Here is a 26,118-nt window from a genome sequence, read left to right on the forward strand (position 1 = left end):
TTAAAAGTAGAGAATAATATCCAAATAGAGATTAATATATCAATATATCTTGATATATTAATTTAGACTATTTTGCTTTAAATACTTTCCAAGCCGAAATTAGAAGTATAAAACCTAAAAGTAAAGTTATATATTGTGAATTTACATATTCTAACAGTAAAGAACCAATAAATGCACCAATAACTGAACCAAAGATCATAAATAAAACAAAACTTTTCTCTTTTAAAATCTCTTGTAAATGCCATAATCATAGTAGGAAGACTAATACATAAAGAGATACTGCCTGCTAATTTTGGTTCTATTCCAAAGAGTAAAATTAAAGTAGGAATTATAAACTCTCCACCAGCAACACCTAAAACTGCTGCAATAACTCCAATTAATACTCCAGCGATAACTCCACTTATAAATAAAATTATATTATTCTCAAATAGAGGTTTTGAAGCTTCTAAAGAACTATGACCAAAAATCATAGAAAACGATAAAAGAATAAGTAAAATCAAGATAATCTTATTTAGAAACTCTTGTTTTATTTTTAAAGCATAATTTGCACCAAGATAAGCGCCAAAAAGACTTCCAATCAAAATATTTATGATCACACCAAGTTCAGGTAATATTAAATCAAATCCAATAGTATTACTTCTAAAAATTAAAGAAAAGAGTACAACACATAAAGATATAACTTTGTTTATAATAACAGCAGTAATTGTTCCAAAAGAAAAAAATCCAACTAAAATTGGTAATCTAAATTCTGCTCCACCAAGGCCAATAAGTCCACCTAAAGAAGCAACTGCACCACCACTTAAAAAGGAGAATAGGTTTCTATTTTTTGCCATTTTTATAATCTTTTTTAGAGTTTAATAATTTTGGTCATCTTCCAAAATCCCATCTTTTAGAGTATAAATATAAGTTTCTACCTCAACTTCATCGTATCTTTCAACAATTATAGGTGTTCGTACAAACTCTTCACCTTCAAAAATATCAAGGTTTTCCCAATGGTTTATTAAATTATCAGAGTAGAATAAAAACCCATGAATAGTATCATTTCCCAATTCAAGCCTAATTCCAGGATAGCCCATTCCTGCACTCCAACCAGCATCTACTAGTTTACCTTTTACAGTTGCAGGGACAAATTTTCCTACAATATCTTCTAAAACATAAGCATTTGGGCAGTTTGGCATAAGTGTACCATATACAAAAAGTGAATCTTTCAAATTATTCCTTAAGATTTAAAGAGAAATTAGATGAGGTTTTCTCATCTAATCTATTTGTTAGTTGTTTTAAAATCCTCTTTTATTTTCTCTTTTAGCTTATCAATAGTGAATCCAAACTCTTCAAAAAGCTCACCAGCTGGTGCACTTGCTCCAAAACTATCCATTCCAAATACTACATCTGCAAATTTATAGTACTCAAGTCCACGTGCTGCTTCAACCGCATAAACTCTTGTGTTTGGGTCTATTATTTTTTCTATATACTCTTTTGTCTGTTCTAAAAGTAGATCAAAGCAAGGAACAGAAACTATATTTGCAATTATTCCCTCTTTTTCTAAGGCACAAGCAGTTTGAAGAGCTAAAGTTACCTCACTACCACTTGCCATTATTGTAATATCTGCATTAGCTCTTTGTTTTAGTAAATATCCACCATTTTCAACATCTCCGTAAACTCTATCATCCTTTAAAACTTTTAAACCTTGTCTTGAACATACAAATGCTGTTGGACTTTGCATAGTAAGTGCTTTTTTCCATGCTTTTATATTTTCACTTGCATCTGCTGGTCTAAATGTATAAAAATTTGGTAAAGCTCTAAATTGACTTAAATGTTCTATTGGTTGGTGAGTTGGTCCATCTTCTCCAACTCCTATACTATCATGTGTCCAAATAAAATGTTGTGGAATATTTGCTAAAGCCGCAATTCTAGCACTAGGTTTTAGATAATCACTAAAAACAAAAAATGTAGCACTATAAACTTTAAATAGTCCATATAAATTCATAGCATTTACCATGGCAGCCATTGCATGTTCTTTTATACCAAAATGGATATTTCTACCATTTGGAAAATCTCCCATATTTTTCAATTCTGTTTTATTTGATGGTGCTAAATCAGCACTTCCACCTAAGAAGCTAGGAATTGCACTTGCAATTGCATTTAAAATTTTATGATTTGAATCTCTTGTAGCAACACTGCTTCCCTCTTCAAAAGTAGGATATATAATCTTACTATAATCTGGATTTTGTAGCTCCTCTATTTTTTTAGTAGCTTCATTGCTTAAACTATCTCTCCAAATATTCTGTGCTGTACTTCCTATAATTAATTTATCAAAGGCACCTTTTACATCAGCTGGTACAAAAAACTCCTCATCTGGGTTAAACCCAGCTTTTATTTTTGCTTGTTTTATCTCATCAACTCCTAGTGGTGCTCCGTGTGAATGGTGACTTCCCTCAAGAGTAACCGCTCCTTTTGCAATTACTGTTTTTGCAATAATAAGTACAGGTTGAGTTGATTTTTTAGCTTGAATAAAAGCTTTATCAATTTGGTCAAAATTATGTCCATCTATTTCAATTACTTCAAAATCTATTGCTTGAAATCTTTTTTTAACATTTTCACTCCAAGCAATACTTGTATCACCTTCAATAGTTATTGAGTTGCTATCATAAACTATTACAAGATTATCAAGTTTCATATGCCCAGCACTTGCAGTTGCTTCATAAGAGATTCCTTCTTGTAAATCTCCATCTCCACAAAGACAATATACTTTATGGTTTATTACATCATTTCCTAATAAATTTTGTGCATATTTAGAAGCCATTGCAAAACCAACTGCATTTGCTACTCCTTGCCCTAATGGACCTGTTGTTATTTCGATTCCGTGAGTATGTCCAAATTCAGGATGCCCTGGTGTTTTTGAACCAGATTGTCTAAAGTTTTTCATATCATTTACAGATACATCAAATCCCCATAAATGAAGTAAAGAGTAAACCAGACCAGTTGCATGTCCACCTGAGAATACTAACCTATCTCTATTTAGCCACTTTTCATCTGCTGGATTTATATTTAAGTGTTTGCTTAAAACTGTTGCAATATCTGCTAAACCCATAGGAGCTCCAGGGTGTCCAGAGTTCGCTCTTTGTACCATATCAGCAGCTAAAAATCTTATAGTATCTGCTTGTTTTTGTAGAAGTTCTTTTGACATTATTTATCCTATATTATTGAAGTTTTTTGAAAAATTAAATAGATTATATCTAAAAACTGTTTAATCTTTTTTTTCAGATAAATTTAATAAACTCTTCTAAAAATAAAGTAAGAGTAAAAAATGACAAAAGAGCAAAATAGAGTAATTTGGGCTTTAATAATATCATCATCACTTATTTTGGCAATTACTATGGGAGCTAGACAAAGCCTTGGGCTTTTTGTAGAACCCCTTCACAATAATAGCTCTTTTGATATAGTAACTATTAGTTTAGCTTTGGCTATTGGACAATTAACTTGGGGATTTGTACAACCATTTTTTGGTGCAATTGCATATAAAAAAGGCTCTCTTGGAGTTTTGATTTTTGGTTCTATTTTAATGTTTATTGGTTTACTCTTAACTCCTTTTATTAAAGGTGAATTTACTTTAATTATATTTTTTGGAGTTTTAATCTCAGCTGGAGCAGGAGCAGGTGCATTTTCTATACTTATTGGGACAGTTTCCAAATCAATTCCAAATCATAAAAGGTCTTTTGCTGCTGGATTTATAAATGCAGGGGGCTCATTTGGACAGTTTGTTTATGCACCAATTACTCAAGCTTTTATAAATATTTTTGGCTGGGTTTGGGCATTAATAGCTCTTGCTTTTTCAACTCTTATTACAATTCCTTTAGCAAGAAAGCTTACAAAAAAAGAGAAAACTGTTGAAAAAATAGAAGATGAAAATAGTACAAAACTAAAAGAGCAGATATTTATAGCAATAAAAGATAAAAGCTATATATTTTTAAATCTAGGATTTTTTACTTGTGGTTTTCATGTTGCTTTTCTTACAACTCATCTTCCAGGAGAAGTAGTACTTTGTGGACATAGTGCAAATGTATCTGCTTTCTCTTTGGCATTAATTGGGTTTTTTAATATTTTTGGAAGTTTGTATGCTGGATATTTGGGAACAAAATTTAAAATGAAATATATTTTATTTGGAATATATTTTTCAAGAGCTTTAATGATTATTGTTTATATCTTAAGCCCAAAAACAGAGCTTACTTTTTATATATTTGCAATATTTATAGGTCTTACATGGCTAGCAACAGTACCACCAACTGCTGGAATTGTTGGAAAGCTTTTTGGTACAAAATATTTGGGGACTCTATTTGGGCTTACTTTACTATCTCATCAAATTGGAGCTTTTTTAGGTGCATATTTGGGTGGTTTAGCTGTTTCATTTAGTGGAAATTTTATTTGGATGTGGTATTTAGATATTGTTTTAGCGCTTCTTGCTGCTTTTATAAATTTACCAATAAAAGAAGAAAGTATAAAATAGTGTTTATTTTTTTGTTATAATTATTCAATTATTCAAAAGGTATTTAAGATGAGACTATTTTTTCTTATACTTCTTTTCTTTAATTTTGTTTATTCAAGCCAAGAAATAGCATTTTCAAACAGCAGTAAAGAGTATATAGATAAAAATATTTTTAATATAGCAATTACAAAAAATTGGTATCCTTTTAGCTTTAGGGGAGATAAAGGGGAAGCTTCTGGTATCTCTTCTGAGTATTGGGATTTAGTAGTACAAAAATTGGGATTAAAGACAAATAATATATTTTATGATAGCTTTTATGATCAACTAGAAGCTTTGAAAGCTGGAAAGAGTGATATTATTTTTAGTGCAGGAGATAGTAGCACTTTAAATAGATCCTTTGCAACATTTTCAAAAGAGTATTTAATTTTTCCAATCTCTATTGCCACAAAAAAAGATGAAAATTTTATAGAGAGTTTTAATGAAATTAAAGATAAAAAAATAGCAGTTGGAAATAACTTTACATCACATAATATTTTAAAAGAACACTACTCTAATATAGATTTTATACTAGTAGATAATCCAAAAAGTGGATTGGAAAAAGTCTTAAATGATGAGGCTTTTGCTTATATAGATGTTAAGCCTGTTCTTACATATAATATTGCTAAATTTGAGTTCGATGAACTAAAAGTTAGTGGTAATAGTGGTTTTAACTACTTATTAAAAATTATGGTTAGAAATGAACATAAAGAGTTAATTCCTTTAATAAATCAAGCAATTGATAGTATTGATAAAAAAGAGCTAGATGAGATTGTTTTAAAATGGAACAATGTACAATTTCAAAGCTTTATAGACTATAAAACAATACTATTTTTAGTTGTAATTATTTTTTTAGGAACTTTAGCTTTTACACATAGAAATGTGACATTAAATATTTTAAATAAAAAACTTTTAAAAACTGTAGAAGATAAGACAAAAGAGTTACAAAATTTAAATAAAAACTTACAAAATATGGTAAATGCAAAGACAAATGAGTTATTAGAAAAAGATGCTATTATAAATCAACAATCAAAAATGGCAGCAATGGGAGAGATGCTTGAAAATATAGCTCATCAGTGGAGGCAACCATTATCTATAATCTCAACTATTGTAACTTCAATGAAGCTAAAGAAAGAGTTAGGAATGCTACAAGATGATGAGTTTGTAAGAAATATGGATATGATAAATAAATCATCTCAACACCTATCAAATACCATAGATGATTTTAGAAACTTTTTTAAAGTTGAAAAAGAGAGTATAGAGTTTGACATTTCTAAATCTATCGAAAAGGCTATCTATCTTTTAAGTAGTAGGATTGAAAATCATGATATTAAAATAGTTCAAAACCTATCAACTGTTTACATAACTAGTTATGAAAATGAGTTTATTCAGGTACTAATAAATATTTTAAATAACTCAATAGATATTTTAAAAGATAAAAATCAAAATGATAGATATATTTTTTTAGATCTTTATACAAAAGATCAAAATGTGGTTTTAAAAATAAAAGATAGTGGTGGAGGGATTGATAATAGTTTAATATCACGAATATTTGAACCATATTTTACAACTAAATATAAAAGTCAGGGTACTGGAATAGGACTTTATATGTCTATAGAGATTATTTCAAAGCATTTAAATGGGGAATTAACCGTTACAAATCAAGAGTTTAGTTATAAAAATTCTAGTTTTATTGGAGCAGAATTTACAATTAAAATTCCTATAAGATAAGTTTCTTTTATAATTATATTATTAATAAGCTAGTATAATTCAAAACAAATTTTATAAAGGTAAATGATGTCAGTAAAAAATAGGTTGTGGTTATTATCAACAGTATTACTTGTTGGTATGTTGATTATTGGTTATATTGGTTTTCATAGTGCAAAAACATGGGCAAATGATATTGAAGAGGTAGCTGAACAAAGAGTTCCGATAATTTTGGCACTGGCTGATTTAGATAAAGAGAGAATGGCTATTAGATCTACTGTATATGAATTTACTTATATTTATCAAGAGTACAATACAAAAGAGAATTTAGAAAAAGTACAAAATACAAAAAATGCAATTTTTTCAAGTATACAAAAACATTGGGATTTTTTTAAAAGCACTCCTAGAAAGACAAAAGCAGGACAAGATGCATTTGCTGGTCTTGAAGAGGCATTTAATAACTGGAGAGCTTCTCATGATAAGCTAGATGGTTTTATAGCAAAAACGATAGAAAATATTGGAAATAAAGATGCACAAGAGAGATATGTAGATAGTTATCAAGAGGAGATTAAAAATCTTATTGTAGTTTCAGATAAATTTTCACAACTTTTAAATGAACAAAGAGGAAGAACTTTTAAATTCTCTACAAATATGATAGCACAATCTGTTTCTAGTGCAAATACTTCTATTTATGTGATAATTTCAGTATTTATTGTAGTTTCAATTATCGCTTTAATATTTGTATTTATTACAATAAATCTTATTATTTCATCTTTAAGAAAGATTAAAGTTGGAACACTTAGTTTCTTTGATTTTTTAAATCATAAAACAAATTCAAGTGAGCTTATAGATATAAAATCAGATGATGAGTTTGGAGCAATTGCTAAAGTTGTAAATGAGAATATTAAAAATACAAGTGAAGGAATTAAAAAAGATAATCAATTTTTAAGTGATGTTGAGAGATTTGTAAAAGAGCTTTCAAGTGGGAATATGTTGGCAAAAATTGAAAAATCAAGTGATACTCCAAATCTAATAGCCCTTAAAAAGCTTTTAGATGAGCTTCAACACTATTTAGAACATACAATAGCAAGAGATATAAATAAGCTTTTAAGTGTTATTGAGAGTTTCAAAAAACACGATTTCACAGCTAGATTCCCAACTCCTTATGCAAAAGTAGCAGTTGCTATGAATGAGTTAGGTGATGAGATATGTGAACTTTTAAAACAGTCTTTAAATGTAGGATTAATGCTTCAAAATAGCTCTGATGAGTTGCTTGAAAATGTTGAAATACTAAATAAAAGTTCAAATAGTGCAGCAGCTTCACTAGAAGAGACAGCAGCAGCTCTTGAAGAGATTACTAGCACTGTTGTAAGCAATGCAAATAGTGTTGCACAAATGTCAAAATACTCAAATGAAGTTAGTAACTCTGCCAAAAAAGGTCAAGAGATGGCAAATCACACAACAGAAGCTATGGATGAGATAAATAATCAAGTAAATAGAATAAATGAAGCTATTAGTGTAATTGACCAAATAGCATTTCAAACAAATATATTAAGTTTAAATGCAGCAGTAGAAGCAGCAACAGCAGGAGAGGCAGGAAAAGGTTTTGCAGTTGTTGCACAAGAGGTAAGAAATCTTGCAAGTAGAAGTGCAGAAGCTGCAAAAGAGATAAAATCTCTTGTTGAAATTGCAACTTCAAAAGCAAATGAAGGAAAGAATATCAGTTTTGAGATGATAGAGGGTTATACAGAGTTATTAGGAAATATTGAGAAACAGACACAAACTATAAATGAGATAGCACTAGCAAGTAAAGAGCAAGAAGCAGGAATTACTCAAATCAATGACGCAGTAACTGGACTTGATCAACAAACTCAACAAAATGCTGAAATAGCAGCAAATACAAAAGAGATAGCTTCAAAAGCTTATGAAATCTCTTTAAAAGTTGTTGAGGATGCAAACTTAAATGAGTTTATAGGAAAAGATGAGATAAAACAAAAACATAAAAGCTCAGCTACTCCTATAAAAAAAGAGGATACTACAAAAATTATAAAATCTGAAATAAAAAAAGAGATAGATAAAACTGTAAAACAAAAAGAGATAAAATCATCTTCAAATGATGATGAGTGGGAGAGTTTCTAAAATTTAGATGGTAATTTCCCATCTAAATTTGATAAAGATTATGTCAAACACTATTTTATATGAGATAAATTTAGAAAACATTCAAGATAGTACAACTTTAAACTATATTTATAACAACAAAACAGATAACTATTATCTTAGCTCAGATTTTACAAAAGAGTTCTATATTACTCAAGCAAAAGCTGGTTTTATATCAACTTCAATCTATATTAAAGATAGTTTCTATCTTCTTCCTGAGATTCAATTTGAGTATGCAGTATTAGATTTTAAAAATCTTCATATTAGTAAAAAAGTGGAGAAACTTTTAAATGAAAATAGTTTTAGATTTGTTGTAAATAGTGATATAAATCTAGTTTTAGAAAAAATCAACTCTTACCATAAAGATAGTTGGCTTTGTGATAGATATAGAGATTTGATTTTAGATTTATATAAAAATCCAGATGATGATTTTGAAATTTATTCGGTTTTATTATATTATCAAGATGAGATTATAGCTGGCGAAATAGGGTACAAAATTAAAACAACATATACCTCACTTAGTGGTTTTTCAAGTAAAGATAGAAAATTTAATAACTGGGGAAAACTTCAACTTGTTTTATTGGCAAAATATTTAGAAGAAAATGGGTTTAGTTTTTGGAATTTAGGACACCCTTATATGCAATATAAGTTTGATTTGGGTGCAAAACTGTATAAAAGAGAAGCTTTTTTAAGAAAATGGTTAAAGAAGATTAGTAGTTAATAGATACATAAAAACTAAATTCACACTCATCATTTAAATCAATAAAATCAAGGCTTTCATAAATTGCAAATGATGGTTTGGTTGTTGTTTCATATTCACTTTTTGGTAACCACTCATGATAAACCCACTGAATAAAAGGTAGAAGATCTTCACTTTTAGCTTTTAAATCAAATTTAGCGTAAACCCCCTCAGCAATTTTAAACTTTGGAACTCTATCACTTCTTATGTTTTTATCATCATCTACAATTATACAGGCTATATATTGACACTCATCAAGTGGAGTGATAGTTGGATTATCATGAAAAAGAGCTGCTCTTTTATATGATTTTATACTGTTTGTTAAAACCCAAGTTTGAAGTTTTTGCCAAGTATCTTCAATATTTTTGTTATAACCTCTATTTCTTATATAGTAGCTCTCTATAGATTTTTGTTTTACTATTGTAGGAATTATATTTTCAAAATTTGCTTTTGACTTCATAGCAATTTTTGATTGTTTTATAATCTCATTTGAGTACTCTTTATATCCACCTTGTTTCCACTCTTTTGGACTCATTCCAAATCGCTCTTTAAAAATTTTTATAAAAGAGGATTGAGAAGAGTATCCACAAGAGTTTACAATACTTGAAATAGTTGAGTATCTATTTGTAAGAAGTAAATTTGAAGCTTTTTGAAGCCTTATAGATTTAATACTCTCATATATATTTCTTCCAAAAATTTCTTTAAAAATACGGTGCATATGAAATTTACTAACACCTAAATCAATACTTAGCTCTTCTATATCAATGTTTGTCTCAATATGAGTATAGATATAATACATAATATCATTTGCTATTTTTGTTCTTTTTTCTAAAGTCTCTTTTTTCATAAGATTATTTTATCAAACTTTAGATAAAATTAGCACTAAACAACAATTAATAAAGCACCAAAAAGGTAGAAGAAAATATAAAATTTTCCTAAAATGCGGTACTTTAAACAAGTGTTAATAAATACTTAAAGGAGAAATGTGGAAGCCTTAATACAAGCAATATTTAGCTTTTTAATAATTATGGGAATAGTTTCAACTATTCTTTTGGTTATTGGATTTTTGCTAAAAGCAAAAGGGGTAACGTTTGTTGAGTTTTTTCCAAAAAAACCTGAACCTTTACAGCCTCAACAAGTGATTTACAATAATGTTATTTCTCAAGCACCAACAAATCCTTATGGAATTGATGCTAGAAAAGTAGCTGCAATTATGGCCGCGATTGAGCATCATACAAAGGCAAAGGCATAATATATGGCAAAAAAATATATTGATATTATGGATACTACCTTTAGAGATGGATTTCAATCTGTTTTTGGTGGTAGAGTTTTAATGAATGATTTTTTCCCAGCAGTTGAAGCTGCTAGAGATGCTGGAATAACTCATTTTGAATTTGGTGGAGGAGCTAGGTTTCAGTCTTTATTTTTCTATCTAAATGAAAATGCATTCGATATGATGGATAGGTTTAGACAAATTGTAGGACCGGATGCAAACTTACAAACTTTAGCAAGAGGTATAAATACAGTTATGCTTGATACAGGAAGTAGAGAGCTAATTGACCTTCATGCTAAACTTTTTGCTAAACATGGAACTACAACTATAAGAAATTTTGATGCATTAAATGATGTACAAAATCTTGAATACTCTGCACAATGTATAAAAAGTCATGGTTTAAAACATGAAGCAGTTGTAACACTTATGGATTTGCCACCAAACTGTTTTGGAGCACATGATGTAGCTTTTTATGAGAAAACTTTAAGAAATATTTTGGATAGTGGTTTACCATATGACTCTATATGTTTTAAAGATGCAAGTGGTACAAGTAGTCCTAATAAAGTTTTTGAAACTATCAAGATGGCTAGAAAACTTTTGGGAGAGAAAGCTCATATTAGGCTTCATACTCACGAAACTGCTGGAGTTTCAGTTGCTTGTTATTTAGCAGCACTTGAAGCTGGAGCAGATGGAATAGATTTGGCAGCTTCTCCAGTTAGTGGAGGAACATCTCAACCAGATATTTTGACTATGCTTCATGCAACAAAAGGTATGAATTATGATTTAGGTGGTTTAGAAATAAATAAGATTCTAAAATATGAAGAGGTTTTAGCTGATTGCTTGAAAGATTATTTCCTTCCACCTGAAGCTACACAAGTTTCACCACTTATCCCATTTTCTCCAATGCCTGGAGGTGCTTTGACTGCAAATACTCAAATGATGAGAGACAATGGGACACTACATAAGTTCCCTGAAGTTATAAAAGCTATGCAGGAAGTTGTTGTTAAAGGTGGATTTGGTACAAGCGTAACTCCTGTATCTCAATTTTATTGGCAACAAGCATATGCAAATGTTATGTTTGGACCATGGAAGCAGATAGCTCCTGGGTATGGAAGAATGGTTTTAGGATATTTTGGTAAAACGCCAGTTGAAGCAGATAGTGAAATTATAAAACTAGCAAGTGAGAAATTAAAATTAGAACCAACAACTTTAAATCCTTTGGATATTGCAGATAAAGATCCGAAGAAAAAAATTGATGTTTGGAGACAAAGATTGGAGATTGAGAATATTCCTACAACTGAAGAGAATATTTTTATAGCAGCTGCTTGTGATGAGAAAGGTATTGCATTTTTAAAAGGTGAAGCACCTTTAAATGTAAGAAAAAATGAAAAAAAAGATGAATATAATAAAAAAGGAGAAAATAAAATGGCAAATGGTAACTATACAGTAGTAGTGGATGGACAAAGATTTAATGTATCGGTTTTTGAAGGAGATGTTCAAAATATTCAAGTTGCACAATCTGTTCAACCTGTAGTTCAACAAGTACCTGTACAAACAGCTCCAGTAACACCTGCAAAACCTGTTTATAATGGAACAGAAGCAACAGCACCTGTAAATGGAAATGTATGGAAAATCCTTGTTAAAGAGGGTGATAGAGTTGAAAAAGATCAGCAAATTATGATACTTGAAGCTATGAAAATGGAAATTGATGTAGTTGCTCCTATTTCTGGAACAATAAGCAAAATCCTAACAGAACCTTCAAAAGCAGTTGAAGAGGGTCAAACTCTAGCAGTTATAGCTTAAGAAGTTTTATATTAGATAGAGGCAAGAGAAATTTTACTCTATCTAATGCACTTTAAAACAAATCTTCACTAAACTTACTTTTACAAATAAATCAAAAGAGTTACTATGAAGAAAATCATTCATATAATATTAATCTTACTTACAATAATAACATTAAACGGTTGTTTTGCTGGTGCTACTATAAATAGTAGTGGAACAGTTGGAATGAGTGTTGGTGGATCGATTTTTTAGTATAAATTACTAGAAATAAAAAAACTCTTATATAAAAATATAGCTTTTTATATAAGAGTTTAAATGGAGCGGGAGACGAGACTCGAACTCGCGACAGTCTGCTTGGAAGGCAGAAGCTCTAGCCAACTGAGCTACTCCCGCAAAATTATTAATTTTTTGTTTGTATAAGTGGTGCGGATGAGAAGACTCGAACTTCCACACCGTGAGGCACCAGATCCTAAGTCTGGCGTGTATACCAATTTCACCACATCCGCATAAAATTTTTCTAAAAAATGTTTAGCTGGTATTACTAAACCAAAAATGGTACTCCCAGTACGATTCGAACGTACGGCCTACGCCTTAGAAGGGCGTTGCTCTATCCAGCTGAGCTATGGAAGCATAAAATAAAAATGGGGTAGATAATGGGGCTCGAACCCACGACCCTCGGAACCACAACCCGATGCTCTAACCAACTGAGCTATACCTACCATAAATTTTAAGTCCTAATGGTCGGGGCGAGAGGATTCGAACCTCCGGCCCCCTGGTCCCAAACCAGGTGCGCTAACCAGACTGCGCTACGCCCCGATAAACACCTTTTAACTCAAAAAGTGGACGGAATTATATTATATATTTTCTCTTTTGTCAAGGCTTTTTTAAAGAAATTTGAAAAAAGTTCAAATTCCTTTAAATTATTTAAAATTGGATTAGTCCATCAAGAGGTGAACTAGCACTTGCATATGGTTTTTTCTCTATTCTTCCAGCTTTATAACCCAACCTTCCAGCTATAACTGCATGTTTCATAGCTATTGCCATTGAAATGGGGTCTTTTGCACAAGCTATTGCAGTATTTGTTAAAACTCCATCAGCTCCTAATTCCATACAAATACTAGCATCACTAGCACAACCAACTCCTGCATCTACAATTACTGGAACTTTTACGCTATCTTTTATGAATGCAATATTATATTTATTTTGAACACCTAAACCACTTCCAATTGGAGCAGCTAATGGCATAATAGCATCAGCTCCCATATCTTCAAGTCTTTTTGCAACAATTAAATCATCACTTGTATATGCCATTACAGTAAATCCATCTTTTTTTAGTATTTCACAAGCTTTTATTGTCTCAATTACATCAGGATATAAAGTTTTAGTAAAATCTCCTATGATTTCAAGTTTAACTAAATCAATTCCAGTAGCCTCTCTCATTAATCTAAAAGTTGTTACAGCCTCTTGTGCATTTTTACATCCAGCACTATTTGGCAAAAACTTTATATTAGTGTCTTTGAAATAATCTAATAAATTTTCTTCATTTGGATTTGTAATATTTACTCTTCTAATTGCAACTGTTATTAATTCACTTCCACTCGCAAGTGTTGCCTCTTTTGTAGTTTGGAAATCTTTATATTTTCCGCTCCCAACAATTAGTCTACTATTAAACTCATATTTTCCTATTTTTAATATATCACTCATATTGTATTTTCCTTTATAAATTTTAAATAATCTTTGCTAATATTTGAAATATCTATTGCGATAATTTCTGGCACATCATAACTATGAAGTTCTAAAATTCTACTTTTTACTTTAGCAAAAAGCTTTTTTTTTGTTTTTATATTAACAAGTGTTTCATTATCACAACAAATTTTATTTTTCCATGAGTATATAGATTTTATCTCTTTTAGTTGAACACAAGCTGCTAATTTTTCAACTATTAAAATATTTGATAATTTTTTTGCCTCTTCTTCATTTTTAAAAGTTGTTTGAATAATTATTGGTTTCATAATTTTTTTACCTTTTTGATTAAATCATTTGGGTTTAATGAGTAGTTGTTTTTCTTATACTTTTTTGATGCAAGGGTGTGGGCTAAACTTGCAGAAATAGTTGCATTTAGAGGTTCATAACCTTGGGCTAAAAGTGAAGCAATTAAACCACTTAAAACATCTCCACTTCCACCTTTACTCAAGACTTGTGTTCCATAACTATTTATATATATCTTGTTATCTTTTGCAATTAAAACATTTGCACCTTTTAAAAGCAAAGTTGTTTTTGGATATTTTTTACAAAATTTTTTAACGTATAAAAATCTATTATTTTGTAACTCTTCAATAGAGATATCTGCAATATTTGTTAATTTTAATAATGAGATAAACTCTTTTGGGTGAGGAGTTAATACAATATTTTCATCTAAATAGTTCACTATTAGTGGTTTGTAAAAGATATCAGCATCAAAAACCTTTGGAAAATTAAGTTCTAAAATCTCTTCTAAATTTTTATCATATATTTCTCCAAGCCCCATACCAATAGCAATTGCTGTACAGTTTTGAGCAATATTTCTACTTTGCATAATATACTCTGTAATATTTTGCTCTTTTGAACATACAATTGTAACAAGCCCAGCACCAAATGAAAATGCTGCTTTTGAAGATATTATAGATGCTCCTATTTTTTCACCAGCTATGATATTTAGATGTCCAAAAGTACCCTTATGGCTATTTTTATTATTTCTAAATGGTAAAACCATATCTTTCTTTTCTAATAAGAATATATCTGCATCTATTTGGAAAATATCTTTATGAACTCCTAAATTTACAAGTTTTATATCTCCTACATAATCTTTTGCAGTATCACTAAATAGTGATGTTTTGTAAGCTCCCATTGTAAATGTGATATCGCTTTTATATGCAATATTTATAATTTGTCCATAAATATCTATTCCACTTGGAATATCACAAGCTATTTTAAAAGAGTTAAAACTATTTAGACTAGCTATTAAATTAATAATATTTTCATCTAATTTTTTATTTAATCCAGTTCCAAAAATACAATCAACTATAATATCTGCTTCAAATAAATTGTGAACAAACTCTATATTTAAACTCTTTGCCCTTTTGTATTGGAGTTTTGCCATTGCACTTTTTGGCTCTTTTACTATATATATCTTTACATTAAAATTTTTGTGTAAAAGTCTTGCAAGTGCTAAACCATCAGCTCCATTATTCCCACATCCACAAACAATTAGAATAGTTTTATTTTTTCTGAATTTTTTTAATATATAGTTAAAAATTGAATTTGAGGCATGTTCCATCAAAATCTCTTCTGATAGAAAAAAATCTTTAACTACTCTTTTTTCTAAACTAGCAACTTCATCAAAGACTTTTTTCATAATAAACCTCTCTTTTAGTTTTTAAATTTCCATCCATTATCTACTAGAATTATTCTAATTTTATCTTTTAAATCACCTTGTATTTCTATACTCTCATCTTTTATAGAACCACCACATGCAAGTTTGGTTTTGAGTAATTTTAAAATCTCTTTTCTTTTTTCATCTTCTACTTGAAATTTACCTATAACAGTAACAGGTTTTCCGTTTCTTTTTTCAAATGAAAAAACTAATCTATGTTTATCTTTTGCTAAAATAATCTGTTTCTCTTCTTTTTTATTTTTATCCTCTTTTTGTGTATCAAAAACATTTCCATCTAATTTAGCTCCTAAGCCCAAAGCTAATTTTTCAGCAATTCCCATTTTTAATAATCCTTTAATCTCGTCTTTATATCTAAATCTTCTAAAGTGGTAAACTCACCATTTTTATACTGTTCAATTGCTACTCTTCCAATCATAGCTGCATTATCTGAACAATACTTTAATTCTGATAGATGCAAGGTTGTACCATATTTTTTACAAAGATCTTCAAGCTCTTTTCGTAAAAATAGATTTGCACTTGCACCTCCAACTATTGCAAAATCCTTTATAGTATTTTGTTTGAATAGTTTTCTTAACTTTTGCAAGATATGTTCTACTGCTGTTTTTTGAAAACAAGCACATACATCATAAATATCTTGCTCATTTAAAGTGGTGCGTTCAAGCTCATCTATCTTTAATCTTACTGCATTTTTAAGCCCTGAGTAACTAAACTCAATTTTAGGGCTTTGTGAAAGTGGAATAGGAAAAATAAATCTATTCTTATCTCCATGTTCTGCATATTTTTCAATAATTGGACCACCAGGATAGCCCAAATTTAGCATTTTTGAAACCTTATCAAAACTCTCTCCAAAGCTATCATCTAAAGTTCTAGCTAATATTTGCATATCATTTAAACTTTTAGCTTCAACTATTTGAGTATGTCCTCCAGAAACCAATAGAACAGTAATAGGAAATAAACTCTCTTTTTCAATAAAAAGTGAGTGAACATGTCCTTTTAGGTGATTTACTGCAATTAGTGGCAGATTTAACGCGATACTAATAGCTTTTGCCATAGCTACACCTTCAGTTAAAGTTACACTTAAACCAGGAGCATTTGTAACTGCAACTGCTTTTAAATCTTTTAAATATTTTTTGCACTCTTCAAGTATTTTTGGTAAAGCTTCAATATGTAATCTAGCAGCAAGTTCAGGCACAACCCCACCATAAATGCTGTGTTCTAGCTCTTGGGATATTTTTTTATGAAAAACTAACTCTAAAGTTTCTATTTTTGTAATAGAGATAGAGCTATCATCACAAGATGATTCAATAGCTAAAATCATTAGGGTTTATCCTTTATACTTGGTTTGATGAGGTGTAAGCCTCATTTCCTGCTTTTATCCAGTCCAAAGCACAATCAAGCTTTCCAAATCCTGCACTTGTATTTATATGACCAGCATTTTCCATAATTTTCATACCAATATTTAGTTTGCTTTGTAAAGCTATAGCCTCTTCTATACTTAAATATGGGTCATTTGTTGAAGCTGCCATTATTATATCTTCAGATTTTAAATCTTTTGGAATTGGATATGGGAAAAAACTAGGGGCTTCTTTAAGTTTTTCATCTCTTATAGGAGCAACTAACATTAATTTTTCTAAACTTATATCAAAGTTTTGGCAAAGATGAAACCATAAAATATTTGCTAGAGAATGACAAACTACAATATGTGGTTTAAAGTGTTCTAGCTCTTTTCTTACAAAATCTAACCACTCATTTAAATCTGGATTATTTTTGTTTGGTAAACATGGAAAAGATACTATATAATTCTCTTTTATTAAATCTTGTGCTAAGTGGTTTTGCCAATGTGGATATGAACTTCCACTAAGTCCATGAAGAATTAAAACTCTTTTACTCATATTTTCCTCCTATTTGCTTTATTTCAAATTTTGCTCTTTTTAAACTGTTTTCTAAAGTTTTATCAAAATATTCTATTGAAAACTTATAATTTTCTTTAAAGACTAAGGCAATTATCTCTTTTTTATCTATATTATTTATTGTATCTTCACTATTTTTTGAGTACTTTTTCCACTCTTCAAATTTGTTTTCATATAGATTTATAATATTTTTTTCAAACTTATTTCTACTATAAATTAGATAAATAACTAAAATTAGTAAAATAGCAAAAGGTATTAATAAATCAATAGCCATAATAGCCTCTAATTTCTTTATTTATTAAAAAAACATCATCTATATTTTGTGCTTTTAGATTAGAAAATCTATCTATTGCGTCTAAATTTATCTTTGAAATATCTAAAAAGCCAATTTTTCCACTTAAAAACTTTGAAACTGCAACTTCATTTGAAGCATTTAAAATAAGTCCCAAGTCAAGGTTTTCTAAAACTTCACTTTTTTTGCTCCAAATAGGGTATCTATTCTCATCTATTGTTTTAAATTCCAAAGAGCCAATTCCTAATAAATCAACTTGTTTTAAAATCTCATCTTCGATTTTATCCATAATAGCATAAGCTATTGGAAGTTGCATAGAAACTCCAGCAATATGTGCTGTTGAACTCCCATCTTTAAAATTTATTAGAGCATGAATGATTGATTTTGGCTCAATAATTGCATCTATATTTTTAGTATCAAAAAGCCAAGCCGCTTCTATTAGTTCAAATATTTTATTTGTCATAGTTGCACTATCAATTGTAATTTTATCTCCCATTTCCCAGTTTGGATGATTTAGTGCCTCTTTTATACTCACATTTTTCAAAGTTTCCAAAGGATAATCTCTAAAACTTCCTCCACTAGCAGTTATTGTCATACTTGATATTTTTTTATCGTTTAGCAGATACCAAAGCCCAAAGTGTTCGCTATCTATTGCTCTTAAATTTGTTTTGTCTATAAACTTACCTGCAACAACAAGGGACTCCTTATTTGCAAGGCAGAGTTTTTTTTTGCACTCTATTGCTTTTAAAGTTGGTTTTAGCCCCAAAAATCCAACAAGTGCATTTACTACAATATTTGAGCTAGAATTTTCAATAGCTTCCAAAATTGCATCTTCTCCATATCTTACATTTGTATGATTCACTTTATGTAAATCCTCTTTTGAAGATATAACTACTTTTTTTGGCTTAAACTCTTTTATTTGAGAATTTAGAAGCTCTATATTTTTCCCAGCAACTAAAACCTCAATATCTAATCCATACTTTTTTGCAACAATTAGAGTATTTACCCCAATAGAGCCTGTACTTCCTAAAATTATCAAATAATCACTCTAAGTAGAACTAACATTACAATTGCACCAAATAAGTAGCCATCTACTCTATCTAGAATACCACCATGTCCTGGAAGAATATTTCCACTATCTTTAACACCAGCTTCTCTTTTTAAGTAACTTTCATATAAATCACCAAATACTGAAGATAATGAAACTATTGCTGATACTATGATAGCTCCTAAAATACCAACATCATTTATAGATGTGAAAATACCAATAATAACTGCAAAAATCATACCTCCAATAACACCCTCTAAAGTTTTATTTGGACTTGTTTCACAAAATGGAGTTCTACCAAATGTTTTTCCAACAAAATAAGCTCCTGTATCAGTAGCTGCAACTATCATTAATAGCCAAAATAGAACCATTACCCCAAATTCGCTATATAGTGCCATTAAAAATACAAAAGAAGCAGTAGGATAAAGAAGTGGTAAAATCATCTTTTTATCAAGCTTTCTTTTATATGCAAGCTGTGAAGCATATCCCATAGCAACTATAAAGATTAAATCAACAGGCATTGGATAGAAATATACTGCTATCCAAAGTAGTAGGATATAGATATATATACTTTTATCTTCAAGTTTATATAGAGTTTTTGCTTCACTAACAGCAATCATTAAAATTACACCAAATACCAACCAAAATAGAAAGTATGAATCTATATAGGCAATGATTAAAAAGAGTATAAATAGTACAAGAGCTGTTTTTACCCTTGTCGATGAATTTCCTAAAATTTTAAACATAAAATTACCTTAAACTAAAATACAATATTTTACTAAAATTTTGCTTTTAAATCGATTTAATAATAATTTATAGTTTTTATCTTTAGATGCACTAAAATAGTTTTAGTGCATCGCTTAATTTTAAAATAGCCCTGATATTTGGTTAGAAATTTGTTTTTCTAAAATTGGAGTTGCCTCTTCTAATGTTAAATCCATCTTTGTAGCTTCTGCTAACATCACTGTTTTATACTCTTTTCTCTCTTCTTCGTAGTACTGAGTTTTGTCATTTGCCATATTTGAGTTTATATGACCTGTTGCATTTGTATCCCTAACACTTCCTCCAAAGCTATTTATAAATCCTGATTTTTGACCATCTTTTACACTTGCTTGTCCACTTACTGTTGAATTTTGTGTAAGAACTAAATTTTTTGCTTTCTCTTTAATTAAAACATCTACTTGCATTTGATAAATTGTATCTTCTGTTGCTTTACCAATAAGCCCACCAATTACAGCAGCTCCTAAACCAACTCCAATAGCTTGTCCAGCACCACCGTTATTGTATCCAGATACCCCAGCCCCAATAGCTCCAGTTGCTAAACCAGCACCTATTGCATTATTCTCTTGTTTTTTATCACAATAAAGTACATTTACCATTAAAATATAAGTTGCCTCATCTGGGTCATCAACAACTCTATATCCCTTTGCTTGAAGGTCACTTACTAAACTATTTTCTAGGTTAATTGGCTGACCACTAGTATTTTTGCTAGATACAAAAACTGTTCTTAACTCTTTTTTCACAGGATCTATAAAAACAGATTGAGACATTCTTACATTAGTTTGTAACTCTGTTGTAGCACAACCTGTAAATAATATAGTTGCAGAAACAATGCTTAATCCTATATTTTTAAATTTATTCATTTAAATATCCTTTAATTTTATAATTTAAATAGTATTTTATTTTATCAAATTAAATTTTAATGCTTACTGTATTATAAGGGTTATATAATACATTTGCACCATGTTGAATTTTGACATTTCTTCTTTGAGTATAATCAACTTCAAAGATTCCTCCACCATTTATACTAAATTTTGCACACAAAGATGCAGCTTTTTCTATAATATTTTGTGGTAACTCTTTTTTGCTATTTTGAACTATTACATGACAAGAAGGTCTATCTTTTAGATGAAACCAAAAATCACTAGCTTTTGAGTTTTCAAGTAAATAGATATTTTCTCTCTCATTTGTTCCTAGCATAATTTTAAAGTTATCAAAAAAGAAGCTCTCATAATTTTGTGCTTTTTTTGTTTTTACTTGGTTTTTCTCTTTTTTTGGTAGCAAAAACTCACACTCATCAATTGAATTTGCATTTTGGAGATTTATTTTTAATCTCTTCAAAAAGTCTAATTTATCTCTTAAGTTTTCCTCTTCAATAGTTATATTTAAGGCTTTTTGTTTAAATTTCTTTGCTCTTTTAAATAAATCATTTGTAAAAGTAGTTGGATTTTTCATATTTTCTAGATTAATAATTACTAAATTTCCACTGTAATCCTCAACTTTTAGCTCTTTTTGATAAGCTTTTATAGTATGTAAATTTGCTAAAATCAAATTTGCTTTGCTATAAGTATCAATACTCTCTTTTTCTAAATCCAACTTTTTTGGTAAAGAGTTTAATATGTTTTCTAGTTTTTTTATATTTTTATCAATAGTTAAAATTTTCTGTTTTTTAATGTTTTCTAAATTTTCTTTTATTTGGTTTTCATAGACTTCATACAGATAATCTTCTATATTTTCTATCTCATACTTTTTCGGTATAAACTCTTTTTTTGGTATCTCTTCTAGTTTTAGCCCAACTTTTACGACTCTAAAAGATGACTGTTCATCAATATGTCTTAAAGCTTCCAAAATAGTTCTATTTTCATCTAAAATAATGATATTTGTATATTTACCAGTAAATTCAAGTTGTAAAATCAAATCCTCTTTTTTATAGGATGAACTAGAACTTACTTTTATATTTATAATTTTATCATTGTTATAAATTTCAATACTTTTTACTTTTGTATTTGTAAATTTTTTTTGAAGTACTACATCAAAAGGAGCATTAAAATCTTTTTTTAAAGTTATCTGTTCTTTTGATTTAAATATTTTTGAATTTGATTTATTTAAATCAAAATATATGATATTCTTATTATTAAATTCAATTATAATTATATTGTTATCAATTCTCTTAATAAACTTTATATTTTGGGAATTTTGGTTTAGGTATTCAACAATTTTTGTTAAAATATTGTATTGCATTTTTACTCTTTTTATTTAATGTTTTTTTATAAATTTCAGACACTTTTTATATCTAATAGTTATAATTGTATCCAAATTTAATTTAGGAGAATAGTATGAAACTATTAAAAATATTGGCAGCTTCAACTTTGGCTTTGGCTATTGCTTCAACTACATCATTTGCAGATGTTACAAAAGGGCAGAAGGCATTTATTAAATTTCTAAAAGAGCCTTGTGGAATGGATGGAGCAAAATTTGCTTTAAAACATACTCAAGCTGAGTGGAGACAGATAAAAGCAGATGGTAAAGCAGAAGCTGAAATCATGAAAATTTGTCCAAATGTAAAATCTGGAGATATAAAAGAAACACTTTTAGACCATGTTATGGATTTCTCTATAGAGTTTGCTAGTGACTCAGGAAATGTTCCTGCTTGTTAGTTTTTAACTTGATTTCTAAATTATAAAGATAGTTAAAACTATCTTTATAAAACTAGTCTATCGTATTTTAAAACTATTTTTTCAGATAAATCTATCATTTTTATATTCATAAGTTTATATTTTGTATCATCTATTTTTACTAAAAATCTATCATAAATTAAAGAGTATGGATAGAGAGTAAAAAATATAAACTCTTTACTACTTTGCTCTTTGCCTAACTCTTTAAACCAAAGAGCAAGAAGAGAAAAATAAAGAAGAGATGGATTAAACTCTTCATTTTGTTTGAGATTTTTTTCAAGCTCTTTTGATATAAAGCTATAACATTTTAAAATAGCTCTAACTCTAAAGCTTTTTTGGTTTTCCATATAATATTTTGGCTCATATAAAATATTTGATAGCTGTTTTAAAATCTCTTTATTTATAGTTTCAAACTCATAATAAAGTTCCAAATCTGCTTTTGATTTTGGTTTTATATCTTTGTAAGTATTTATTAAATCTCTACAAAATAGTAATAATGCTTCTGTTTTTATTTTAGAAATATTTAAAATCATAGGTAAATTGTAACCAAAACTTACTAAAATAACTATACGATTTATATTGTTTAAGTTTTTTTAAGCTAAAATAATTGTATTTTATAAAACTTTTAGAAAAAGGAAAATATTGGAACAAATTGGTTTATTAAGAGATGGTCAAATATATGACCTTCAAACTGCTGAAGCTTTAAATATCCAAGGTGATATTATAAAAGCTGATGACTCTAGCGAGGCTTTAGAGATTTTAAGACACTCAACTGCTCATCTTATGGCTCAAGCTATTAAAGAACTCTATCCTGAAGCAAAATTTTTTGTAGGACCTGTTGTAAAAGAGGGATTTTATTATGATTTTAAGGTAGATAGTAAAATAAGTGATGAAGATTTACCAAAAATTGAAAAAAAGATGAAAGAGTTGGCTGATAGAAAACTATCTATTACTAGACATGAAACTACAAAAGAGGAATTTTTTGAAAAATTCAAGAATGATGAGCTTAAGCAGGCTGTTCTAAAAAATATCAAGGATGATACTTTAACGATATACAAGCAGGGTGATTTTGAAGATTTATGTAGAGGTCCACACTTACCAAATACGAGAATGATTAGAAGTTTTAAACTAACTCGTGTTGCTGGAGCATATTTAGGTGGTGATGAAAAAAATGAGATGATTACAAGAATTTATGGTATTTCATTTTTTGATAAAAAAGCTTTAAATGATTATATAACAATGCTTGAAGAAGCAAAAAAAAGAGACCATAGAAAACTAGGAACTGAACTTGAACTATTTACTTTTAGTGATGAAGTAGGAGCGGGGCTTCCTTTATGGCTTCCAAATGGAGCAAGACTTAGAAGTAAGTTAGAACACCTTTTATATAAAGCACATAGAATTAGAGGTTATGAACCAGTACGTGGTCCTGAAATATTAAAATCAGAGATGTGGAAAATATCAGGTCATTATGCGAACTATAAAGAGAATATGTATTTTACAACTATAGATGAGCAAGAGTATGGTATTAAACCTATGAACTGTGTTGGACATATTTCAATTTATAAAAATGATTTAGTTTCGTATAAGGATTTACCTCTTAAATTTTTTGAATATGGAGTTGTACATAGACACGAAATGAGTGGTGCTATGCATGGTCTTTTTAGAGTAAGGGAGTTTACTCAAGATGATGCACATATTTTTTGTACACAAAATCAAGTAAAAGAGGTAATCTTTGAAGTTTTAGAATTTGTTGATAGTCTTCTTAAACTATTTGACTTTAAATATGAAATTGAAGTATCTACAAAACCAGAAAAAGCCATTGGAGATGATATATTCTGGGAAAAAACTACAAAAGCTATTATGGATGCTTTAGATGAAAAAAGTATCTCTTATGGAATAGATGAGGGTGGTGGAGCATTTTATGGTCCAAAGATTGATATAAAAATACTTGATGCTATTGGAAGAAAATGGCAGTGTGGAACTGTACAGATTGATATGAATTTACCTTCACGATTTAAAGCAGAGTTTATAAATGATAAAGGTGAAAAAGAGCAACCAGTAATGATTCATAGAGCAATTTTAGGTTCATTTGAAAGATTTATAGGTATTCTAACAGAACACTGTGCTGGAGAGTTTCCATTTGCAATTGCTCCAACACAAGTTATTTTTGTACCAATTGCAGAACCTCATGTTGCTTATGCAAAAGAGTTAGCAAAAGAGTTGCTTGAAAATGATATAGATTCAAAAATTTATGATATGAATGAGAGCTTAAATAAAAGAATAAGAATGGCTGAAAAACAAAGAGTACCTATGATTGTGGTTCTTGGAGATGAAGAGGTAGCAAATAAAATGGTAGCTTTAAGAGATAGAAGAAAAAGAGAGCAATCAAATTTAAGCAAAGATGAGTTTATAGAGAGTTTAAAAAATATACTAAAAGGAAGTAAAATTTGAGTAAAGATAGAAGAAAAGATGATGTTATAATGAATGAAGATATCAGAGCAAAAGAGGTTAGGTGTACTAGTGATAGTGGAGAAAATTATGGGATTATTCCACTAGCACAAGCTTTGGCTCTTGCTGATGAAGCTGGATTAGATTTAGTTTTGATAGCTGCAGATGCGAATCCTCCTGTTGCGAAGATTATGGATTATAGTAAATTTAAATATCAACAAGAAAAAAAGAAAAAAGAAGCAAAGAAAAATCAAAAAATAGTAGTTGTTAAAGAGATTAAATTATCTGTAAAAATTGCTGAAAATGATATTAACTATAAAGTAAAACATGCGATAGAGTTTTTAGAAGAAGGTAACCATGTTAAATTTAGAGTTTTTCTAAAAGGTAGAGAGATGGCTAATCCTGAAGCTGGTGTTGAGGTTCTAAGAAGAGTTTGGGCTATGATTGAAAATCTTGCAGTTATGGATAAAGAACCAAAACTTGAAGGAAGATATGTAAATCTTCTTGTAACTCCTAAAAAAGATTAATTCTACAATAAATATATAAAAGAGAGTATTCCTCTTTTATATCCTTTCAAAATTTTAAACATAAATTAATGTTTTTTTAAGTATAATCCAAAACTTTTTCACTATGAAAAATGCAAATTTTTATGAAAGGATTTCTTTATGCCAAAGATGAAAAGCGTTAAAGGTGCTGTTAAAAGATTTAAAGTAAAGAAAAATGGAACTATCAAAAGAGGTTCTGCTTTTAGAAGCCACATTTTAACTAAAAAAACTCAAAAAAGAAAAAGAAATTTGAGAGGACCACAAACTGTACATAGTACAAATGTTTCTGGAATTCTTTCAACTTTATGTTTAGCGTAATTACTAAAAGATAGTAATTTTTGTCCCTCCATAATTATATATGGATAAGTTCGGATAAATCCGACACCTTATTAAAAATAACGGTAAAGAAAGGAAAAATATGCCAAGAGTAAAAACTGGTGTTGTAAGAAGAAGAAGACACAAGAAAGTATTAAAATTAGCTAGAGGATTCTTTGGTGGAAGAAGAAAACACTTTAGAAAAGCTAAAGAACAGTTAGAAAGAAGTCTTGTTTACTCATATAGAGATAGAAGACAGAAAAAAAGAGATATTAGAAAGCTATGGATTATCAGAATCAATGCAGCTTGTAGATTAAATGATATTAACTACTCAAGATTTATAAATGGTCTTAGATTAACAGGTATTGAACTAGATAGAAAAATACTTGCTGATTTAGCTATGAATGATTCTGCTGCATTTGCATCTTTAGTAGTTTCTGCTAAAGCAGCACTTAAATAATAAATTTGCATACAAATAAAAAAGGGAAGGGTTTT

Annotated in this window: 28 protein-coding genes, 5 tRNA genes and 1 pseudogene; 12 read left to right on the forward strand and 22 right to left on the reverse strand. The window is 29.2% G+C overall.

The window, feature by feature from the left end; genetic code table 11:
* Positions 1 to 67 precede the first annotated feature (67 nt).
* From ATR_RS09965 to tkt, 4 genes and pseudogenes are all read right to left on the reverse strand, one after another.
* Entirely contained in the window at positions 68 to 199 is a 132-nt protein-coding gene (locus ATR_RS09965) for a hypothetical protein (protein ID WP_371273086.1), read from the reverse strand.
* A gap of 97 nt (positions 200 to 296) precedes the next feature.
* Positions 297 to 833: pseudogene (locus tag ATR_RS01055) on the reverse strand (TSUP family transporter); the annotation flags it as partial.
* A 21-nt stretch (positions 834 to 854) separates the two neighbouring features.
* Positions 855 to 1,211, reverse strand: a complete 357-nt coding sequence (locus tag ATR_RS01060; RefSeq protein WP_115427654.1) for a gamma-glutamylcyclotransferase family protein — start codon at positions 1,209 to 1,211, stop codon at positions 855 to 857.
* 50 nt (positions 1,212 to 1,261) lie between these two features.
* Complete coding sequence (gene tkt, locus ATR_RS01065; protein ID WP_115427655.1) at positions 1,262 to 3,187, reverse strand: transketolase; 1,926 nt, start codon at positions 3,185 to 3,187, stop codon at positions 1,262 to 1,264.
* Between the two features lie 120 nt (positions 3,188 to 3,307).
* Here tkt and ATR_RS01070 point away from each other — a divergent pair, with 120 nt between their 5' ends.
* The 4 genes from ATR_RS01070 to ATR_RS01085 all read left to right on the forward strand — a co-directional run bounded on the left by ATR_RS01070 (position 3,308) and on the right by ATR_RS01085 (position 9,104).
* A complete protein-coding gene (locus tag ATR_RS01070; RefSeq protein WP_115427656.1) occupies positions 3,308 to 4,504 on the forward strand; it encodes an MFS transporter in 1,197 nt (398 codons plus the stop codon).
* Between the two features lie 48 nt (positions 4,505 to 4,552).
* The gene (locus tag ATR_RS01075) at positions 4,553 to 6,250 is read left to right on the forward strand and encodes a transporter substrate-binding domain-containing protein (protein ID WP_115427657.1); all 1,698 of its coding nucleotides are present in this window, start codon (positions 4,553 to 4,555) and stop codon (positions 6,248 to 6,250) included.
* 66 nt (positions 6,251 to 6,316) lie between these two features.
* On the forward strand, positions 6,317 to 8,365 hold the full coding sequence (locus ATR_RS01080) for a HAMP domain-containing methyl-accepting chemotaxis protein (protein WP_115427658.1): 2,049 nt from the start codon (positions 6,317 to 6,319) through the stop codon (positions 8,363 to 8,365).
* Positions 8,366 to 8,405: 40 nt separating this feature from the next.
* Positions 8,406 to 9,104, forward strand: coding sequence for a GNAT family N-acetyltransferase (locus tag ATR_RS01085; protein ID WP_115427659.1), 699 nt, complete (start codon positions 8,406 to 8,408; stop codon positions 9,102 to 9,104).
* On the opposite strand, the gene ATR_RS01090 is transcribed toward ATR_RS01085, so the two are convergent.
* The gene (locus ATR_RS01090; RefSeq protein ID WP_115427660.1) at positions 9,094 to 9,969 is read right to left on the reverse strand and encodes an AraC family transcriptional regulator; all 876 of its coding nucleotides are present in this window, start codon (positions 9,967 to 9,969) and stop codon (positions 9,094 to 9,096) included. The two genes, ATR_RS01085 and ATR_RS01090, sit on opposite strands and share 11 nt — an antisense overlap.
* A gap of 138 nt (positions 9,970 to 10,107) precedes the next feature.
* Between ATR_RS01090 and ATR_RS01095 the strand changes: the two genes are divergently transcribed.
* From ATR_RS01095 to ATR_RS09940, 3 genes are all read left to right on the forward strand, one after another.
* Positions 10,108 to 10,374 (forward strand): OadG family protein, encoded by a 267-nt coding sequence (locus ATR_RS01095; protein ID WP_170126873.1) that lies wholly within the window; start codon positions 10,108 to 10,110, stop codon positions 10,372 to 10,374.
* A gap of 3 nt (positions 10,375 to 10,377) precedes the next feature.
* Positions 10,378 to 12,198 carry a biotin/lipoyl-containing protein gene (locus ATR_RS01100; protein ID WP_115427661.1) on the forward strand — a complete coding sequence of 607 codons (1,821 nt, stop codon included), beginning with the start codon at positions 10,378 to 10,380 and terminating at the stop codon, positions 12,196 to 12,198.
* Positions 12,199 to 12,303: 105 nt separating this feature from the next.
* Complete coding sequence (locus ATR_RS09940; protein WP_257110001.1) at positions 12,304 to 12,429, forward strand: hypothetical protein; 126 nt, start codon at positions 12,304 to 12,306, stop codon at positions 12,427 to 12,429.
* 64 nt (positions 12,430 to 12,493) lie between these two features.
* Here ATR_RS09940 and ATR_RS01105 read toward each other — a convergent pair.
* The 16 genes from ATR_RS01105 to ATR_RS01180 all read right to left on the reverse strand — a co-directional run bounded on the left by ATR_RS01105 (position 12,494) and on the right by ATR_RS01180 (position 21,881).
* Positions 12,494 to 12,570, reverse strand: a tRNA-Gly gene (locus tag ATR_RS01105).
* Between the two features lie 28 nt (positions 12,571 to 12,598).
* Positions 12,599 to 12,683: transfer RNA gene (locus ATR_RS01110), tRNA-Leu, on the reverse strand.
* Between the two features lie 47 nt (positions 12,684 to 12,730).
* A tRNA-Arg gene (locus tag ATR_RS01115) sits at positions 12,731 to 12,807 on the reverse strand.
* Positions 12,808 to 12,819: 12 nt separating this feature from the next.
* A tRNA-His gene (locus ATR_RS01120) sits at positions 12,820 to 12,896 on the reverse strand.
* A gap of 19 nt (positions 12,897 to 12,915) precedes the next feature.
* Positions 12,916 to 12,993: transfer RNA gene (locus tag ATR_RS01125), tRNA-Pro, on the reverse strand.
* Between the two features lie 108 nt (positions 12,994 to 13,101).
* A complete protein-coding gene (locus tag ATR_RS01130) occupies positions 13,102 to 13,881 on the reverse strand; it encodes a thiazole synthase (protein WP_115427662.1) in 780 nt (259 codons plus the stop codon).
* The gene (gene cutA / locus ATR_RS01135) at positions 13,878 to 14,189 is read right to left on the reverse strand and encodes a divalent-cation tolerance protein CutA (protein WP_115427663.1); all 312 of its coding nucleotides are present in this window, start codon (positions 14,187 to 14,189) and stop codon (positions 13,878 to 13,880) included. Before cutA ends, ATR_RS01130 begins: the two co-directional genes overlap by 4 nt.
* The gene (locus ATR_RS01140; RefSeq protein ID WP_115427664.1) at positions 14,186 to 15,571 is read right to left on the reverse strand and encodes an NAD(P)H-hydrate dehydratase; all 1,386 of its coding nucleotides are present in this window, start codon (positions 15,569 to 15,571) and stop codon (positions 14,186 to 14,188) included. The genes cutA and ATR_RS01140 overlap by 4 nt, the downstream gene beginning before the upstream one ends.
* Before the next feature lie 14 nt (positions 15,572 to 15,585).
* Positions 15,586 to 15,930, reverse strand: coding sequence for a translation initiation factor (locus ATR_RS01145; protein ID WP_115427665.1), 345 nt, complete (start codon positions 15,928 to 15,930; stop codon positions 15,586 to 15,588).
* Between the two features lie 2 nt (positions 15,931 to 15,932).
* The gene (gene tsaD, locus ATR_RS01150; protein ID WP_115427666.1) at positions 15,933 to 16,928 is read right to left on the reverse strand and encodes a tRNA (adenosine(37)-N6)-threonylcarbamoyltransferase complex transferase subunit TsaD; all 996 of its coding nucleotides are present in this window, start codon (positions 16,926 to 16,928) and stop codon (positions 15,933 to 15,935) included.
* Positions 16,929 to 16,941: 13 nt separating this feature from the next.
* On the reverse strand, positions 16,942 to 17,502 hold the full coding sequence (locus ATR_RS01155) for an RBBP9/YdeN family alpha/beta hydrolase (RefSeq protein WP_115427667.1): 561 nt from the start codon (positions 17,500 to 17,502) through the stop codon (positions 16,942 to 16,944).
* Entirely contained in the window at positions 17,495 to 17,794 is a 300-nt protein-coding gene (locus ATR_RS01160; protein ID WP_115427668.1) for a hypothetical protein, read from the reverse strand. Before ATR_RS01160 ends, ATR_RS01155 begins: the two co-directional genes overlap by 8 nt.
* Positions 17,784 to 18,851 (reverse strand): 1-deoxy-D-xylulose-5-phosphate reductoisomerase, encoded by a 1,068-nt coding sequence (gene dxr, locus ATR_RS01165; protein ID WP_115427669.1) that lies wholly within the window; start codon positions 18,849 to 18,851, stop codon positions 17,784 to 17,786. The genes ATR_RS01160 and dxr overlap by 11 nt, the downstream gene beginning before the upstream one ends.
* Positions 18,848 to 19,606 carry a phosphatidate cytidylyltransferase gene (locus ATR_RS01170; protein WP_115427670.1) on the reverse strand — a complete coding sequence of 253 codons (759 nt, stop codon included), beginning with the start codon at positions 19,604 to 19,606 and terminating at the stop codon, positions 18,848 to 18,850. The genes dxr and ATR_RS01170 overlap by 4 nt, the downstream gene beginning before the upstream one ends.
* Before the next feature lie 120 nt (positions 19,607 to 19,726).
* Positions 19,727 to 20,503 (reverse strand): complement resistance protein TraT, encoded by a 777-nt coding sequence (locus ATR_RS01175; protein WP_115427671.1) that lies wholly within the window; start codon positions 20,501 to 20,503, stop codon positions 19,727 to 19,729.
* Between the two features lie 49 nt (positions 20,504 to 20,552).
* Complete coding sequence (locus ATR_RS01180; protein ID WP_115427672.1) at positions 20,553 to 21,881, reverse strand: NFACT RNA binding domain-containing protein; 1,329 nt, start codon at positions 21,879 to 21,881, stop codon at positions 20,553 to 20,555.
* 95 nt (positions 21,882 to 21,976) lie between these two features.
* Here ATR_RS01180 and ATR_RS01185 point away from each other — a divergent pair, with 95 nt between their 5' ends.
* Positions 21,977 to 22,297, forward strand: a complete 321-nt coding sequence (locus tag ATR_RS01185) for a cytochrome C (RefSeq protein WP_115427673.1) — start codon at positions 21,977 to 21,979, stop codon at positions 22,295 to 22,297.
* Between the two features lie 44 nt (positions 22,298 to 22,341).
* On the opposite strand, the gene ATR_RS01190 is transcribed toward ATR_RS01185, so the two are convergent.
* Positions 22,342 to 22,848: a hypothetical protein gene (locus ATR_RS01190; protein WP_115427674.1), complete on the reverse strand. Its 507-nt coding sequence runs from the start codon at positions 22,846 to 22,848 to the stop codon at positions 22,342 to 22,344.
* Between the two features lie 109 nt (positions 22,849 to 22,957).
* Here ATR_RS01190 and thrS point away from each other — a divergent pair, with 109 nt between their 5' ends.
* The 4 genes from thrS to rplT all read left to right on the forward strand — a co-directional run bounded on the left by thrS (position 22,958) and on the right by rplT (position 26,083).
* A complete protein-coding gene (gene thrS, locus ATR_RS01195) occupies positions 22,958 to 24,766 on the forward strand; it encodes a threonine--tRNA ligase (protein ID WP_115427675.1) in 1,809 nt (602 codons plus the stop codon).
* Entirely contained in the window at positions 24,763 to 25,290 is a 528-nt protein-coding gene (infC, locus tag ATR_RS01200) for a translation initiation factor IF-3 (RefSeq protein WP_115427676.1), read from the forward strand. Before thrS ends, infC begins: the two co-directional genes overlap by 4 nt.
* Before the next feature lie 138 nt (positions 25,291 to 25,428).
* Positions 25,429 to 25,626 carry a 50S ribosomal protein L35 gene (gene rpmI / locus ATR_RS01205; RefSeq protein ID WP_105916888.1) on the forward strand — a complete coding sequence of 66 codons (198 nt, stop codon included), beginning with the start codon at positions 25,429 to 25,431 and terminating at the stop codon, positions 25,624 to 25,626.
* A 100-nt stretch (positions 25,627 to 25,726) separates the two neighbouring features.
* Complete coding sequence (gene rplT / locus ATR_RS01210; protein WP_115427677.1) at positions 25,727 to 26,083, forward strand: 50S ribosomal protein L20; 357 nt, start codon at positions 25,727 to 25,729, stop codon at positions 26,081 to 26,083.
* Positions 26,084 to 26,118: the final 35 nt, after the last annotated feature.

This window comes from Aliarcobacter trophiarum LMG 25534 (assembly GCF_003355515.1).
GTDB classification, from domain to species: Bacteria; Campylobacterota; Campylobacteria; order Campylobacterales; family Arcobacteraceae; genus Aliarcobacter; species Aliarcobacter trophiarum.

Excerpts from the sequence above, each read along its gene's own strand:
- rpmI (WP_105916888.1), top strand. The coding sequence starts at position 25,429 with ATGCCAAAGATGAAAAGCGTTAAAGGTGCTGTTAAAAGATTTAAAGTA.
- ATR_RS01190 (WP_115427674.1), bottom strand. The coding sequence starts at position 22,848 with ATGATTTTAAATATTTCTAAAATAAAAACAGAAGCATTATTACTATTT.
- ATR_RS01100 (WP_115427661.1), top strand. The coding sequence starts at position 10,378 with ATGGCAAAAAAATATATTGATATTATGGATACTACCTTTAGAGATGGA.
- ATR_RS01180 (WP_115427672.1), bottom strand. The coding sequence starts at position 21,881 with ATGCAATACAATATTTTAACAAAAATTGTTGAATACCTAAACCAAAAT.
- rplT (WP_115427677.1), top strand. The coding sequence starts at position 25,727 with ATGCCAAGAGTAAAAACTGGTGTTGTAAGAAGAAGAAGACACAAGAAA.
- ATR_RS01155 (WP_115427667.1), bottom strand. The coding sequence starts at position 17,502 with ATGAGTAAAAGAGTTTTAATTCTTCATGGACTTAGTGGAAGTTCATAT.
- ATR_RS01185 (WP_115427673.1), top strand. The coding sequence starts at position 21,977 with ATGAAACTATTAAAAATATTGGCAGCTTCAACTTTGGCTTTGGCTATT.
- tkt (WP_115427655.1), bottom strand. The coding sequence starts at position 3,187 with ATGTCAAAAGAACTTCTACAAAAACAAGCAGATACTATAAGATTTTTA.
- ATR_RS01080 (WP_115427658.1), top strand. The coding sequence starts at position 6,317 with ATGTCAGTAAAAAATAGGTTGTGGTTATTATCAACAGTATTACTTGTT.
- ATR_RS01160 (WP_115427668.1), bottom strand. The coding sequence starts at position 17,794 with ATGGCTATTGATTTATTAATACCTTTTGCTATTTTACTAATTTTAGTT.
- ATR_RS01130 (WP_115427662.1), bottom strand. The coding sequence starts at position 13,881 with ATGAGTGATATATTAAAAATAGGAAAATATGAGTTTAATAGTAGACTA.
- ATR_RS01090 (WP_115427660.1), bottom strand. The coding sequence starts at position 9,969 with ATGAAAAAAGAGACTTTAGAAAAAAGAACAAAAATAGCAAATGATATT.
- cutA (WP_115427663.1), bottom strand. The coding sequence starts at position 14,189 with ATGAAACCAATAATTATTCAAACAACTTTTAAAAATGAAGAAGAGGCA.
- ATR_RS01175 (WP_115427671.1), bottom strand. The coding sequence starts at position 20,503 with ATGAATAAATTTAAAAATATAGGATTAAGCATTGTTTCTGCAACTATA.
- ATR_RS09940 (WP_257110001.1), top strand. The coding sequence starts at position 12,304 with ATGAAGAAAATCATTCATATAATATTAATCTTACTTACAATAATAACA.
- ATR_RS01070 (WP_115427656.1), top strand. The coding sequence starts at position 3,308 with ATGACAAAAGAGCAAAATAGAGTAATTTGGGCTTTAATAATATCATCA.
- ATR_RS01140 (WP_115427664.1), bottom strand. The coding sequence starts at position 15,571 with ATGAAAAAAGTCTTTGATGAAGTTGCTAGTTTAGAAAAAAGAGTAGTT.
- ATR_RS01170 (WP_115427670.1), bottom strand. The coding sequence starts at position 19,606 with ATGTTTAAAATTTTAGGAAATTCATCGACAAGGGTAAAAACAGCTCTT.
- tsaD (WP_115427666.1), bottom strand. The coding sequence starts at position 16,928 with ATGATTTTAGCTATTGAATCATCTTGTGATGATAGCTCTATCTCTATT.
- ATR_RS01075 (WP_115427657.1), top strand. The coding sequence starts at position 4,553 with ATGAGACTATTTTTTCTTATACTTCTTTTCTTTAATTTTGTTTATTCA.
- ATR_RS01145 (WP_115427665.1), bottom strand. The coding sequence starts at position 15,930 with ATGGGAATTGCTGAAAAATTAGCTTTGGGCTTAGGAGCTAAATTAGAT.
- ATR_RS09965 (WP_371273086.1), bottom strand. The coding sequence starts at position 199 with ATGATCTTTGGTTCAGTTATTGGTGCATTTATTGGTTCTTTACTGTTA.
- ATR_RS01085 (WP_115427659.1), top strand. The coding sequence starts at position 8,406 with ATGTCAAACACTATTTTATATGAGATAAATTTAGAAAACATTCAAGAT.